General features: G+C 68.6%; 12 protein-coding genes. 7 read left to right on the top strand and 5 right to left on the bottom strand.

The annotated features are described in order from the left end of the window. Window positions 1-36: 36 nt before the first annotated feature. The 5 genes from AO501_RS17665 to AO501_RS17685 are packed head-to-tail and all read left to right on the top strand — an operon-like array spanning window position 37 to window position 3412. Window positions 37-459, top strand: coding sequence for a nitroreductase/quinone reductase family protein (locus AO501_RS17665; RefSeq protein WP_082658696.1), 423 nt, complete (start codon window positions 37-39; stop codon window positions 457-459). 6 nt (window positions 460-465) lie between these two features. Further along, window positions 466-795, top strand: coding sequence for a TfoX/Sxy family protein (locus AO501_RS17670; protein WP_055578950.1), 330 nt, complete (start codon window positions 466-468; stop codon window positions 793-795). A gap of 42 nt (window positions 796-837) precedes the next feature. After that, complete coding sequence (locus tag AO501_RS17675) at window positions 838-1473, top strand: hypothetical protein (RefSeq protein WP_055578951.1); 636 nt, start codon at window positions 838-840, stop codon at window positions 1471-1473. A 7-nt stretch (window positions 1474-1480) separates the two neighbouring features. After that, window positions 1481-2212 (top strand): DUF72 domain-containing protein, encoded by a 732-nt coding sequence (locus AO501_RS17680; RefSeq protein WP_055578952.1) that lies wholly within the window; start codon window positions 1481-1483, stop codon window positions 2210-2212. A gap of 6 nt (window positions 2213-2218) precedes the next feature. Further along, entirely contained in the window at window positions 2219-3412 is a 1194-nt protein-coding gene (locus tag AO501_RS17685) for an NAD(P)/FAD-dependent oxidoreductase (protein ID WP_055578968.1), read from the top strand. On the opposite strand, the gene AO501_RS17690 is transcribed toward AO501_RS17685, so the two are convergent. The 5 genes from AO501_RS17690 to AO501_RS17710 form a co-directional block, all read right to left on the bottom strand. Further along, window positions 3366-5477, bottom strand: coding sequence for a hypothetical protein (locus tag AO501_RS17690; RefSeq protein ID WP_055578953.1), 2112 nt, complete (start codon window positions 5475-5477; stop codon window positions 3366-3368). The genes AO501_RS17685 and AO501_RS17690 overlap by 47 nt on opposite strands. An 87-nt stretch (window positions 5478-5564) precedes the next feature. Further along, entirely contained in the window at window positions 5565-7052 is a 1488-nt protein-coding gene (locus AO501_RS17695; RefSeq protein WP_055578954.1) for an acetyl-CoA acetyltransferase, read from the bottom strand. A gap of 23 nt (window positions 7053-7075) precedes the next feature. Then, window positions 7076-8509 carry an aldehyde dehydrogenase gene (locus AO501_RS17700; protein ID WP_055578955.1) on the bottom strand — a complete coding sequence of 478 codons (1434 nt, stop codon included), beginning with the start codon at window positions 8507-8509 and terminating at the stop codon, window positions 7076-7078. Further along, a complete protein-coding gene (locus tag AO501_RS17705; protein ID WP_055578956.1) occupies window positions 8506-10854 on the bottom strand; it encodes a CoA transferase in 2349 nt (782 codons plus the stop codon). Before AO501_RS17705 ends, AO501_RS17700 begins: the two co-directional genes overlap by 4 nt. Window positions 10855-10867: 13 nt before the next feature. Beyond that, the gene (locus AO501_RS17710) at window positions 10868-11377 is read right to left on the bottom strand and encodes a GNAT family N-acetyltransferase (protein ID WP_055578957.1); all 510 of its coding nucleotides are present in this window, start codon (window positions 11375-11377) and stop codon (window positions 10868-10870) included. Between the two features lie 33 nt (window positions 11378-11410). On the opposite strand from AO501_RS17710, the gene AO501_RS17715 reads away from it, so the two are divergent. Further along, window positions 11411-12271 carry an SDR family oxidoreductase gene (locus AO501_RS17715; RefSeq protein ID WP_055578958.1) on the top strand — a complete coding sequence of 287 codons (861 nt, stop codon included), beginning with the start codon at window positions 11411-11413 and terminating at the stop codon, window positions 12269-12271. 43 nt (window positions 12272-12314) lie between these two features. After that, on the top strand, window positions 12315-14672 hold the full coding sequence (locus tag AO501_RS17720) for a phosphoketolase (RefSeq protein WP_055578959.1): 2358 nt from the start codon (window positions 12315-12317) through the stop codon (window positions 14670-14672). Window positions 14673-14841: the final 169 nt, after the last annotated feature.

A 14841-nucleotide genomic window follows, 5' to 3' on the forward strand; every position in this document is an offset into this window, starting at 1 on the left:
CCCGGATAGTCGATCCGACCCGAGCGTTCGATCCCGATGTGGAGAGTGGCACCAGCGTCACGGGCAGCGTTCAATAAGACCGTGACTCTCAAACGGCAAGTGATCCACCGAGTACAACGGCTGGTCGTCAATCCGCTGGCCCGCAAGTTGCCGGTCACCATGCTGGAAACGACGGGCCGTAAGTCCGGGCAGCCCCGGCTCACGGCGGTGGGCGGCGCCGTGGTGGATAACCAGTTCTGGCTGGTGTCCGAGCACGGCGAACATTCGGACTACGTCCGCAACCTCAAGGCCAACCCGGCCGTGCGGGTGCGCATCGACGGCGAATGGCGCGCCGGGACCGCCCACCTGATGCCCGAGGACGACGCTTTGCGGCGGTTGGGAAATCTGCCTCGGCTCAACAGCGCCGTCGTACGCCTGATGGGCACCGATCTGCTGACCATCCGAGTGGACCTGGACTGACGGGCCGTGGCCTACGACACCGTCCTCGCCGACCGGATCCGTGAGTTGCTGGCCCCCGAGCCGACCGACGAGATGCGGATGTTCGGCGGACTGGCGTTTCTGATCGGCGGAAACATGGCGGTGGCCGTCAGCAGTCAGGGTGGCCTTCTGGTCCGCGTCCCGCGGGAAGACACCGACAAGCTGCTCGGACACGAGCACGTCAGCCCGATGGTGATGGCCGGACGGGAAACCCGCGGCTGGCTCCGCGTTGCCCCCGAAGGAGTGAAAACCAAACGCCAACTTCGTATTTGGGTAACCCGCGGAGCCGATCATGCGCGCAGCCTGCCGCCCAAGTGACGGCCGGCGTTTGCCCATTGCCGATGCGGGTACGCCGCCGGTATGGACGCTGCAGAGCAGCGGGTAGCGCGGCTGCTCGAGGTGGCCGGCACCACCTACGCGGAGCAGGCCGGTATCCGGCTCGCCGACAAACCGATGCCGCTGTTTCAGCTGCTGGTGCTGTGCATGCTGGCCAGCAAGCCGATCGACGCCGCGATCGCCACGAGCGCCGCGCAGGAACTCTTCAAGGCAGGCCTGCGTACGCCGAAGGCTGTGCTGGCGGCCGACCGGCGCACCATGATCGAGGCGTTCGGCCGCGCCCACTACGTCCGTTACGACGAAAGCTCCGCCACCCGGCTGACCGATATCGCCGAGCACGTGCGCGACGACTTCGGTGGCGACCTGCGCCGGATCGCCGCCCGATGTGGCCACGACCCGCAGCGCGCGACCCGAATGCTCAAGCAGTTCAAGGGCATTGGTGACACCGGGGCCGACATCTTCCTGCGCGAGGTGCAAGACGTCTGGACCTGGGTGCGCCCGCACTTCGACGACCGCGCCACCGCCGCCGCCAAAACGCTGCGGCTTCCCACTGACCCGGCCAAGCTTTCGGCCTTCGCGCCGCGCACCAGCGCGCGGTTGGCGGCGGCGCTGGTGCGTGCCTCGCTGGATGACGACATGCGCCTGCAGCTAACCGGTTGACGGTTCGATGACCGTGCGGATCGGCACTTCCGGGTGGTCCTACGACCACTGGGCGGGCGTGCTGTATCCGGCGGGCCTCCCCTCCGCGCGGCGGTTGCACCGGTACGCCGAGGTCTTCGACACGGTCGAGTTGAACGCCAGTTTCTATCGTTGGCCCAAGGATTCGACGTTCGCCGGTTGGCGCGATCAGCTGCCGCCCGGGTTCACCATGTCGGTGAAGGCGCATCGGGGCCTCACCCACTATCGGCGGCTGGCCACCGACGGACCGTGGATCGAGCGGTTCGAGCGCTGCTGGGAGTTGCTGGGTGACCGGCACGGGGTGCTGCTGGTGCAGTTGCATCCGGACCAGCAGCGCGACGACGCCCGGCTCAACGCCTTCCTGGCGGGTGTGCCGCCGTCCATCCGGACCGCTGTGGAGCTGAGGCACCCGTCGTGGAACGATCCCGCGGTCTTCGAGCTGCTGGAGCGCCATCGTGCCGCCTACGTGGTGATGAGCGGGCCCGGACTGGCGTGCATCCCCCGCGCCACGACGGACCTGGTGTATGTCCGCATGCACGGCCCCGCCGGGGACGCCATGTACGCCGGCTCCTACCCGGGCGACGAACTGCGGTGCTGGGTCGATCGCATCGCCGAGTGGACCGGTGAGGCCCGCGATGTGTGGATGTACTTCAACAATGACCTGGGCGGTCACGCGGTACGAAACGCGTTGTCGGTGCGGGAGATTCTCGAAAACAGGTGAGGAGTGATCATGACTTCGACAGTGTTCGTCATCGTCGGCGGTGGGCTCGCGGCGGCCAAAGCGGTGCAAGCCCTGCGTGACAGCGGATTCGATGGGCAGATCGTACTGTTCGCCGACGAGGAATACCTGCCGTACGAACGGCCACCGCTGTCGAAAGACTTTCTGGCAGGCGACAAGTCGCTGGCCGATTTCACAGTGCAGAACTCGGACTGGTACCGGGAACGTCGCGTGGACCTGAGGCTGAACACCCGGGTGGATGCGCTGGACGCCGCCGCGCACACCGTCGCTTCCGACGACGGCGTCACGCTGCGGTATGAAAAGCTACTGCTGGCAACAGGTTCGGCGCCGCGCCGACCTCCGATACCCGGTCATGACGCCGACGGAGTGCACTACCTGCGCAGCTACCCAGACGCCGTGTCGCTGAATTCCGTTCTCGTCGAGGGCTCTTCGCTCGCCGTGCTGGGCGCCGGCTGGATCGGCCTGGAAGTCGCCGCCGCCGCCCGCCGGCGCGGCGTGGACGTCACCGTCGTCGAATCCGCGGAACAGCCACTGATGACCGCACTGGGCGCCGAGGTCGGTGCGGTGTTCGCCGACCTGCACCGAGACCACGGTGTGCGGCTGCGGCTGGAAACCCAGGCCGACCAGATCACCGTCCGGGATGGCAAGGCCACCGGCCTGGCACTGTCCGACGGATCCACCGTCGCCGCCGATGCGGTGCTGGTCGCCGTAGGTGCCGAACCCAATGTCGAGTTGGCCGAACAGGCCGGGCTCGCGATGGCCGACGGTGGGGTGCGGGTCGATGCTTCGCTGCGCACCAGCGATACCGATATCTTCGCTGTGGGCGACATCGCCGCCGCCGAGCATCCCTTTTACGGCGTGCGGATCCGCACGGAGCACTGGGCCAACGCGCTCAAGCAACCTGCCGTGGCGGTGGCGGGAATGCTGGGCAGCCCAAGCGAATACGACGAGCTGCCCTACTTCTTCACCGACCAGTACGACCTCGGCATGGAATACGCCGGATATGCGTCGGGCTCAGAGAAGGTGGTGTTGCGTGGCGACGTCGCCGGCCGGGAATTCGTCGCCTACTGGCTCGACGACCAGGACCGGGTGCTGGCCGGCATGAACGTCAACGTCTGGGACGTGCTCGATGACATCAAGGAGCAGATCCGGTCCCGGACCCCGCTTGATCCCGGCCGATGATGTCGGGCGGATGCTGCGCCTGTAGGCGTTCCCGCTCGGCACGCCGGCGTTTGATCCGAAGCCGGGCGTCGACCGGCATGGTGACGAGTTCGTCGCACAACAGGTAGTACGTGTCGTCGACGGAATCGATCAGGTCCGCCGCAGCCCAGCGAGATCCTAACTCGCGCAATGTCATTCGAAGTTCATGGGTGAAACGGATGGTGGTGTCGTGGGCGAGCTCGCGCGAGTTGCGGGCGCTGTCGGCCAGTCGCTGCGCCAGCGAACCCGGGGCTTGCGGCGCTTCGGGTTCGGCAGCGGCTTCGGCGGCCACCTCCAGCAGTAACCCGGGGTCGTCCCCGAACGTCGGATTGGCCAGCTCAGCCTCCCCGCGGCCCCGGTGCCCGAGGGCGGCGACGGCCGCGTCGAGTGCGGCGGCCGCCGCCGGGGACAACGCGCGGATGCTGCCGACGTTGCCTTCGGCGGCCAGCGCGCACAACGGCGGGTCGGCTCGCAGCACGGCCGCCAACGCCTTGGTTTCGGCCGCGATGCGGTCGCTCTCCATGATCACGCCGACCCCTGAGATGCCGGATCTCACGCGGGTGCGCTCCAAGGCCGCGGCGGTGATCCCGGAGTCGATGACCCACAGGCCGGTCAGGACCCAGCCCTGGTGAATGCGGTCGCGCAGCAACCGGATTCGGACTTCCAGTGCCGCATCCGGCAGCACGGCCAGCGCCTCGGCATCGAGATGTTCCCGGCCGGCGGCGGCGACGTAGGCCTGCGTGTCGGCGCGCAGGTGGCGCAGCAAGGCCAGCGACCGCGCCGTCACGACCGCCTTGGCGACCGAGCCACGTGGGCCACCGGTCAGTTCCGGGTGGCCGAACGGCAGCAGCTCCGCGGCGGGCGGCTCGGCACCCAGGGTACGCCGGGCCACCGCGTGTTCGTCCCAACCGGGCAGTTGGGCCGCGGCCACGATATTGGCGGAGACCCCGACGTAGGGGCGATGGCCGAATACCGCGATCGCCCGCTCGGCCCACTCCTGCGCCACCACGTCGCCCAGCGCCAGCACCCGCCCCATGGCCTGGCCGGCGGCGCGCAGGCCGCTGCACTGGACATCGAGCGTGATCGGCGTCAGCGGGCCCGGCAGCGCCTCGGCGAGGCTGCCCGTGCTGAAGACCGGGAAGCGCGGGTCGATACGGTCGTCGAACTCCCCCTCCAGTCCCTCGGGCGCGGCGCTGCGCAGTGATTCGTCGCCCGGGGCCGGACGCGGCAGGGGTTCGACCGGTAGCGGGAGCGGGCCCGCCCCAGTGGTCGCGCCTCTGGCTTCAAGCTTGCGCCCGACCAGCCCGCGGCCGGTGTCCACCACCGCGTCCAGTGCCAGCCAGCCGTATTTGAACTTCCAATCCTCTTGTGCGGCACTGATATCCAAGTCCGGGACCAGGTTCTCCCAGCCGCGGACGCCGTGCAGGCGCAGGCGGGGGTCAACGGATCGCAGCACCCGCCATGCGGTGATCAGGTTGGTGGTGTCCGGCGTGGCCAGGTCGACCGCCCCGCAGCGGTCGGTGCCCAGCGCCTCGACCAGGAACCGGACCAGGTCCTCGATGTGCAGCACCCGGATGGGGCGTGCGGAAACCTTGGCGCGCATCAGCGTGGCCACGGTGCGGCAGGTCATCCAGTCGAGCTGCCGGCCGAGTAGCGGCGCGATGCGGACGACCAGGCTCGGTGCCCATCCCGTGGATACCAGTGTCTCGGCCGGACGGTAGAGCTCGGGCCGCCCGGCGGCCTGAGACACGAACAGCAGCCGGGCGCCCGCCCGTGCGGCCGCGTTCGCCACGTGCGCGACACCGGTGATGCCGGCCCCACCTGGGGCGCTGGCATCGACCGGGGCCAGATGGATCACAGCGTCGGCCTCGGCGGCCAATCGCATCAGTACCGGGTCGTCCAGGGGTGCGCACGCGAACTCGACGTGCGGGTCCAGGTAGTCATGCGGGTAGGGGGCGATGCCGCTGACCGTGTGGCCGGCCGCGACCAGCTGGCGCGCGACCAGCCGCCCGACAGTGCCTGAGGCGTCGGTCAGCAGCACGTGCACGTGGCGTCACCTCCCGGGTTATGCAAACGACAATAAGCACGCGGGCCTGACTTGCGCACTTTTGAGTCTGTACCGTGACCCGCCCGGTTACTGCAGTTTCGCGGTGCCGTCCGCGGCGACGGAGACCTTGGCACCGGCGATGTCGTCGCGCACGGTGTCCGCCGCGGCAGCGGGATCGGTGATCACCGCCAGGACGCGCGCGTCGTCGGGCGTGCGGACAGCCAAAAACGCTTTTTCCGGCTGTCCGTCCCGGTCGAACGGCGTGGTCCACGATTCGACGGTGCCGGTGCCTTCCCAGTCCACCAGACCGACGGTGGTGGGTTCGGAGTCCACCGCGGATTGAACGTCCTCCCAACGGAATTCATCGGCGCCGGGTTCGGTGCTGTACACGCCGAAACTGTGCTTGGTCAGGTAGCCGCCGTTCGCGGTGATCAGGCCGCGCCGTCCCGGGTTGGCGGTGAGCAGTTCGGCCATCGTCGCGATGGAGTGCGTGACGTAGTTGCTCCACGGGCCGCCGGCAAAGGTGAGGCCGCCGGTGACGGTGAGCGGACGGGCCGGATCGTCGGTGGCCAGGCCCAGTTCGGCGGCCGCGACCTGGACGGCCGACGGGAAGCACGAGTACAGGTCCACGTAGTCGACGTCGTCGATCGAAAGACCGGCCAGTTCCAGTGCCCTGCGTCCGCCGATCCGGATCGCCGGGGACCGGTGCAGTTCGCCGCGCTCGGCGATCGCCGAGGTGTCGTGGGCGTCGGTGCCGGCTTGCGGGTAGACCCAGCGGTCTTCGGGCACCTGCAGCTTCCTGGCCTGTTCGACCGACGTCAGGATCAGCGAGGCGCCCTGGTCGACCATGTTGTTGGAGTTCATCAGCTTGGTGTACGGCCAGCTGATCATCCGGTTCTGCGGGCTGGGCTGCCGGATCTCCTCGGCGGTGTGGGGGCGACGGATCCACGCGTGTGGGTTGTCCGCCGCGACGGCGCTGAACCGTGCCCACAGCTCGCTGACCCGCTTGCCGTGCTCTTCGACGGATTCACCGGCGGCGATCCGCAGCGACTGTTCGAACAGCGGATAGACGAAGGCGGGCCGGTCCAGCTTGATCTTGATCTCGGCGTCACCGGCCATCGGCACGTCGTCGCCGGCGACCTCGGGCATCGGAACGGAATTGTCCTGCTCGGTCCATACCAGCCGGCGGCCCTGCTTCTTCAGCGCGTTGCGGGTGCGCCAGGTTTCGGCCGCCGAGATCAGCACGACGCCTGCGCGGCCCTGCTGGATGTCCAGGCAGGCCTGGTTGACCAGCGACTGCGGCGTGTTGCCTCCCACGCTGCTGTAGCTCGCGGTGAACTTGGTCAGGCCCAGGCGTTCGCCGAGCAGTTGCCCCGGGTTGCGGTAGTGCGCCGACAGCATGTGCACTGCGCGGATCGAGTCGACCGCCTCGACCACGGCGGCTTCCGCAGCGCGCCGGGTGGCGGTGACCATCAGGTCGACCGGCTCGATTGACGGTTCGTTGGGGTCTGGGTCGTCGCGGTGGTTGACCTGGCCGTAGCCGATCAGCACCGGAGTCCTGGGGTCCACGGGCATAGCTCGAACCTATCGCGGCGGGGTCAGGCCGTACCCGTCCGGTAGATCGACTTGAGCGTCCGATAGGCCTCCAGGCCCTCGGGGCCCAGCTCGCGGCCCATCCCGCTGGCCTTGACGCCACCGAACGGAGCCCGCACGTCCAGCGCGTAGTCGTTGACGCCGATAGTGCCGGTGTGCACGGCCCGCGCGACCATGGTCGCCCGGTCGACGTCGGTGGACCACACGGTGCCGGCCAGACCGAACTCGGTGTCGTTGGCCAGCGCCACCGCCTCGTCGTCGTTGTCGTAGGCGCTGATGGTCAGGACCGGGCCGAAGATCTCTTCGCGCGCCAGCTGGTCGGAATTGTCGACGTCAGCGAACACCGTCGGTGCCACGAACCAGCCGCGCGGTTGCTCCCTGGGAATCGACCCGCCGGCGACCAGTCGCGCGCCACTGTTCTTGCCGACCTCGATGTAGCTCAGCACACGCTCGCGTTGCCGCGAGCTGACCATGGGACCGATCTCGGTGCCCGGATCCAGTGGGTCGCCCACCGCCATGCTCTCGGCAAGCGCCGCGACGGCGTCGACGATCTCGTCGTAGCGGGATCTCGGCGCCAGGATCCGCGAGCTGAGGTGGCAGGTCTGCCCGTTGTTCACGAAGGACGCGTTGCGCAGTCCGCGCATGGTGGCGTCCAGGTCGGCGTCGTCGAGGATGATCGCCGCGGACTTGCCGCCCAACTCGAGGGTGACCGGCCGCATCAGGCGGCCGCAGGTCTCGGCGACCAGGCGCCCGGTGGCCGTCGAACCGGTGAACGCGACCTTGTCGATGCCGGGGTGCGACACCAGGCCGGCGCCGACGGCCGGCCCACCCGACACCACGTTGAGCACCCCGGGCGGCAACCCTGCCTCGACCGCCGCCTCGGCGAAAACCAGTGCGTCCAAGGCGGTTTCGGGTGAAGCTTTGAGTACGACGGTGCATCCCGCGGCCAGTGCCGGAGCCACCTTCATCGTGGCCAGCGCCTGCGGGTAGTTCCACGGCACGATCGCGCCGACCACCCCGACCGCCTCGCGGCGGACGATCGTGTGTCCGGTCACGCTCGGCCGGATCTCTTCGACCGGGACTTCGGTGACCAGTTGCGCGTAATACCGCAGCAGTAGGGGCGGGAAGGCGCCGTTGGCACCGCGCGACAGCCGGATCGGCATGCCGTTTTCGCGGGTGACCAGCTCGCTGGTCGGCTTGGCTCGGGCCTTGAGCGCGTCGGCCATCGCGTTGAGCAGCCCCGCACGGTGCTCGGGTGAACTGTTACGCCAGCCCGGCAGGGCCCGGCGCGCGGCGGCGACCGCCGCGTCGAGGTCGGATTCGCTGACGACGGCGCCGGCGCCTAGTGGCTCGCCGGTCGCCGCTTCCACCACCGGTTCGGCGTGGTCGGCGGTGCGGAACTGGCCGTCAACGAAAAACTGTGCGGTTGAAGATGTCACGGGCCTGCCTCCGGTTCCTCCGCTGCGAACAGTACGCCTTCGTCGATCCACCGCTGCACTTCGTAAGGACTCATGCCGAGCAACTGTTCACAGATAGCCCGAGTGTCCTGGCCCGGCTGAGGCGCCGGACGTTGCGGGGCCGGCGGGATGTGGCGGAACGGAGCCGGACCGGTTTCGGCGGGCAGCGTGCGCGTAATGAGCGGATGAGTCATGTCGCTGAACAGGTTTCGGTGCAGTAGCTGCGGATCCTCCAGGATGTCGGGCGGCCGGTTCATCGGGCCCGCGGCCAGCCCGGCGTCCTGCAGTGCCTGAGCTGCCTGCTGCGGGGTTCGGGTGCTGGTCCACTGTTTCAGTGCCGCTATGAGCCCGGCGCGGTCGGATTCGCCCAAAAGCATTGCCGCGGAATGCCATTCACTGTCGGTGCCGATCGACACGACGCACCACTCGTCGTCGCCGGCGCACGGGCAGACGGCATGCACGCTGGTGTCGTTGCGGACATCCGCGACGTGGGCGGCCAGCGCGGCCTCGGTGACGAACAGGGTGTCGAGTTGGTTGACGACGACCTCGGCCTGAGAGACGTGCACGTGGGCGCCGTGACCCGCGCGGTCGCGGCGGATCAGCGCGGCCAAAGCCAGGGTGGCGGCGATACGGCCCACCACGTGGTCGGGGAAGATCGTCGTCGCGTCGTAGAACGCGTGCCGGGCACCCTCGGTGGGGGCGTCGTCGGACGTCCACACCCGGGTGGCGCCCGTCGTCGCGCGCACCAGGGGGCCGTAACCCAACCGGGTGCTCCACGGGCCCGTGTTCCCGAACGCGCTGCTGCCCGCGAGCACGATCCGGGGATTGAGCGCGATCAAAGTGTCGTAGTCAAACCCGAGGGAGGCAAGGGTTCCCGGCTTGAAGTTGGCGAATACCGCGTCGGCCCCCGCGACCAGACGGCCGAAGATCTCCCTGCCGGTGGCGCTGCGTAGGTCGATGCCCAGGGCGCGGTGATTTCGGTGGGTCCAGGCGAAGGATTCGCTCATCGCGTCGCCGGCCCTGACCTGCCGCAGACCGTCCGGGTACTCGGCCGATTCCACCTTGATGACGTCGGCGCCCAGGTCGCCGAACAGCCGGCCCAGCTCGCCGCCCGCGACGATGATTCCGAGGTCGAGGATCCGCAGCCCCTGCAACGGATAGCCGCCGACGGGTCCCTCCGGCGGCGGTACGGGCGCCGGATCGGCCAACCAACGCGGTTCGTCATGTCCGACCGCAGGCGCCGGTGTCCGGAAGCCGCAGTGTTCGCCGTCGACGACGAAATAGCCGGTGGGCACCCGGGTGTGCACGCCCGGCACGAGTTCGGCGTCGGTGATCGCGCCCACCTCGTTGAAATGCTCGGACTCCAGGATCCTGGCGGGAGTGAGGACCGCGGCGATGGGCACCCCGTGGGCCTGTCCCGCAGTCACCAGCTCCTTCATGGTCTTTCCGGCGAACAACGCCTCCACCAGCGCACTGATCTGTGGCCACGCCGCGAATCTCGCGCCAATCGCCTCGTACTTGGGATCCTGGAAGTCCTCCGGCTCCCCCAGCCAGCGGCGCAGCCCACGCCATTGGCGCGGCGCCATCACGCACAGCCGGACGTAGCCGTCCTGGCACGGATAGATCGGATATGCGTCCTGGTTTCTGGGGCGACCCCGCCACCGGCTGCCGCTGCGGACGCCGGCAGCGGCCTGACCGTGCGAGCCGAAAGCCGGGTCGAGTGCCATGACCACCGCGTCGAACCGGGAGAAGTCGATGTAATCGCCTGTGCCACAACGTAATCTGTTGTAGTAAGCGGCCAGGGCGGCCCACCCGGCCTGCGCCGCCGCCGTCGCCGAGGCGATTCCGGTCGGCGGTAGCACCGGGGCGCCGACGGTAGGGCCGGTGCGGGACAGCGACCCCGACATCGCATACAGCACCGCGTCGGTGGCCCGCCAGGACGAGCGCGGGCCCGTCGCGCCGAAATCGCTGACCGACAGCACCACCAGGTGCGGGTGACGGTCGGCCAGTTCGGCCCCGGACGTTCGGTAGTCGGCGGCGCGGCCGGTGTCGACGAGGATGTCCGCCGCGGCGGCCAGCTCGTGTAATCGCAGGCGGTCACCCTCGTCGCCGGGGTCCAGCACTGTGGCGCGTTTGTTGGCGTTGTGCACGGCGAACGGGATGGCGGCACCGGCCAGCGTCGGCAAGCTTGAGCGCGCCGGGCTGCCGCCGGGCGGTTCCACCTTGAGAACGTCTGCCCCCAGATCGGCCAGCAGTCGGGTGACTGCGTCGGCGTCGCCTACCGACAGGTCCAGGACACGGACCGCCTCGAGGAGCTTCTCCGGCATGGCATCACCGTAGTCAAGCCAGTGTGCGGCGGTACCGCGCCTCCTCCACCGGCGTGCCGCCGTAGACCCGGGTGCGGCGCGCGCCGTCGGGAAGCCAGCCGTCGCGCTCATAGAACTGTCGGGCCCTGGTGTTACCGCGGAGCACCCACAGGGCGGCGCCGGCGAAGCCGCGGGCCGCCAACCGTTCCCGGGCGGCGCCGATCAGCAAATGGCCGACACCGCTGCTCAGCGAGCCCGGCTCTACGTAGATCGCCATCAGCTCACCATGATCGGCGAGATCGTCGTCGCGGCACAGTCCCACACTGGCAAACCCATGAATGGTGGTATGCCGGACGGCGACCAGAGTGGACGGTACCCGCAAACCCATCCGGTCGAAGTCGTACCTGCGGACCCAGGCCTGCGGGGTGAGGCCGTCCAGATAGTCCTGGTCGATCAGGCCCCGGTAGGCCCACTGCCACGATCGCACGTGTATGCCGGCCACTTGGGGGGCGTCGGATGGGACGGCGTCGCGCACCTCCGTCATGGTTGCAGTATCCAGCCGCCTAACGTGTCTGGCATGACAGATTCGGGATCGGTCGGGTTGGGGCGTGCCGCGAAGGTCGGCGGCAAGGTCATCGTGGTCACCGGCGGCGCACGGGGCATCGGGTTGGCGACGGCGACGGCACTGCACAAGCTGGGTGCCAAAGTCGCCATCGGCGACATCGACGAGGCGACGGTCAAAGAGTCCGGCGCCGACCTCGGTCTGGAGGTGTACGGCAAACTCGATGTCACGGATGCGAATTCGTTCGCCGATTTTCTGGATCAGGTCGAACGTCAGCTCGGGCCGATCGACGTGCTGGTCAACAACGCCGGCATCATGCCGGTCGGCCGGATCATCGACGAGCCCGACGCCGTCACCCGGCGCATCCTGGACATCAACGTTTATGGCGTCATCCTGGGCAGCAAGCTGGCGGCCCAGCGCATGGTTCCCCGCGGCCGGGGCCATGTCATCAACATCGCGTCCCTGGCCGGCGAAATGCACATCGTCGGGCTGGCCACGTATGTCGCCAGCAAGCACGCGGTGCTCGGGTTCACCGACTCTGCCAGGCTGGAGTACCGCTCGGCCGGCGTGCACTTCTCGTCGGTGCTGCCCACGTTCGTCAACACCGAACTCGTCGCGGGTACCTCCGGGATGAAGGGCTTCCGTAACGCCGAACCGGCCGAGATCGCCGACGCCGTCGTCGGCCTGATAGCGCAGCCGAAGCCACGGGTGCGGATCACGAAGATCGCCGGCGCCATGGTCACCTCCCAGAAGTTCTGGCCGCGCCGCGCGGCCGAGGCGCTCAACCGGCTGATCGGCGGCGACCACGTCTTCACCGACCAGATCGACGTGGAGAAACGGCGCGCTTACGAGGCCCGCGCCCGCGGCGAGGAATGAGCCCGTAAGACGGAGTTCATTTGAGGGCTCGACAATCGGGTAGATGAGCCCCATGAGACTTTCCGACGACGAGTGCGCCCTGATCCACGCCTACTGGCGAGCCGCGAACTACCTCTCGGTCGGTCAGATCTATCTGCTGGACAATCCCCTGCTGGCCGAGCCGCTGGCCGCCGAGCACGTCAAACCCCGGCTGCTCGGCCACTGGGGCACCACGCCCGGGCTCAACCTCATCTACGCCCACCTGAACCGCGTCATCCGCAACCGCGATGCCAACGTCATCTACATCACCGGGCCCGGGCATGGCGGACCCGGCCTCGTGGCCAACGCGTACCTCGAAGGCACCTACAGCGAGGTGTACACCGGTATCGAGGAGAACATGGAGGGCCTGCGCAAGCTGTTCCGGCAGTTCTCTTTTCCCGGCGGCATCCCCAGCCATGTGGCCGCCCAGACGCCGGGCTCGATCCACGAGGGTGGTGAACTCGGCTACGCGCTGGTGCACGCCTACGGCGCGGCATTCGACAACCCCGATCTGGTGGTGGCCTGCGTGGTGGGCGACGGTGAGGCGGAGACCGGGCCGCTGGCCGCGAGCTGGCATTCCAACAAATTCCTGAATCCTGCCGTCGACGGCGCGGTGCTACCGATCCTGCACCTCAACGGCTACAAGATCGCCAACCCGACGGTGCTGGCGCGTATCCCGGAGGCTGAGCTCGAGTCGCTGATGCGCGGCTACGGCTACCGGCCGATCACGGTGGCCGGGGACGACCCGGAGAGTGTGCACCGGCAGCTGGCCGCCGCCCTGGACGATGCGTTCGACGACATTGCGGCGATTCAGCTCGCCGCGCGGTCCGGCTCAACGGGTGAGCGACCCGTATGGCCGATGATCGTGCTGCGCACACCCAAGGGCTGGACCGGTCCCAAAGAGGTCGACGGTCGCCACGTGGAGGGCACCTGGCGCTCACACCAGGTACCGCTGGCCGCCACGCACGAGAACCCCGAGCATCGCGCGCAGCTGGAAGAGTGGCTGCGCAGCTACCGCCCCGAAGAGTTGTTCGACGGCGAAGGAAGGCTGCGGCCTGAGCTGAAAGCGGTTGCACCACAAAGTGATCGCCGGATGAGCGCCAATCCGCACGCCAACGGCGGGGTGTTGCTGCACGATCTCGACCTGCCAGACTTCCGCGACTACGCGGTGCCGGTGGAGCGGCCCGCGGCCGCCACGCACGAGGCCACGCGCGTCCTGGGCACGTTCCTGCGCGACGTGATCACGCGGAACCCCGACCGGTTCCGGCTGATGGGTCCCGACGAGACAGCCTCCAACCGTCTGGATGCGGTGTTCGGAGCTACCGATCGGGTGTGGGTTTCGCCCACGGAGCCTGACGACGACCACCTCGCTCCCGACGGGCGTGTGATGGAGGTGCTGTCCGAGCACTTGTGCCAGGGCTGGCTGGAGGGCTACCTGCTGACCGGCAGGCACGGGCTGTTCAACTGCTACGAGGCGTTCGTGCACATCGTCGACTCGATGCTCAATCAGCATGCGAAATGGTTGGCCACGACCCTGGACCTGCCGTGGCGGCGGCCGATCGCGTCGTTGAACTACCTCCTCAGCTCGCATGTGTGGCGTCAGGACCACAACGGCGCGTCCCATCAGGATCCCGGTTTCATCGACCTGGTCGCCAACAAGCGCGCCGAGCTGACCCGGGTGTATCTGCCGCCGGACGGCAACACGCTGCTGTCGGTGGCCGACCACTGCCTGCGCAGCCGCAACTACATCAACGTCATCGTCGCGGGCAAGCAGCCGGCGCTGTCCTACCTCTCGATGGACGAGGCGGTGCTGCACTGCACCCGCGGCCTGGGGATCTGGCCGTGGGCCAGCACCGCCGCCGCTGAGCCCGATGTGGTGCTGGCCTGTGCCGGTGACATCCCGACGCTGGAAACCCTTGCGGCGGCAGACATTTTGCGGCGGGAATTGCCGGACCTGGCGGTCCGGGTCGTCAACGTGGTGGACCTGATGCGGCTGCAGCCGGATTCGGAGCACCCACATGGCTTGCCCGACAACGAATACGACGCCCTGTTCACCCGGGACAAGCCGGTCATCTTCGCCTATCACGGCTATCCCTGGCTGATCCATCGTCTGACGTACCGGCGCGCCGGACACCACCACACGCACGTACGCGGCTTCAAGGAGCGCGGTACCACCACAACGCCTTTCGACATGGTGATGCTCAACGACCTGGACCGGTTTCATCTGGTGATGGATGTGATCGATCGGGTGGACGGCCTGGCCAGCAGCGCGGCCGGGTTGCGCCAGCGGATGGTGGATGCGCGTTTGTCGGCCCGCAACTACACCCGTGAGCACGGTGAGGACGACCCGCGGATCTCGGGCTGGACCTGGCAGGCTGAGTGAAAGCCCTAGAACGGTGGGGGTTCGTCGTCGGGTGGGCCGGTGGCGGTGGTGCGGGCGTGGTGGTTGGCGCGGCGTTCGGCGGCCACGCGCGCGGCGCGGGCCTGGGCGCGGGTGCGGCGGCGGGTGGGCATCATCGCGGTGCGCTCGGCGCAGTAATCGGTGGGTGGGG

It is taken from the genome of Mycobacterium gordonae (assembly GCF_001417955.2).
GTDB lineage: Bacteria > Actinomycetota > Actinomycetes > Mycobacteriales > Mycobacteriaceae > Mycobacterium > Mycobacterium gordonae_B.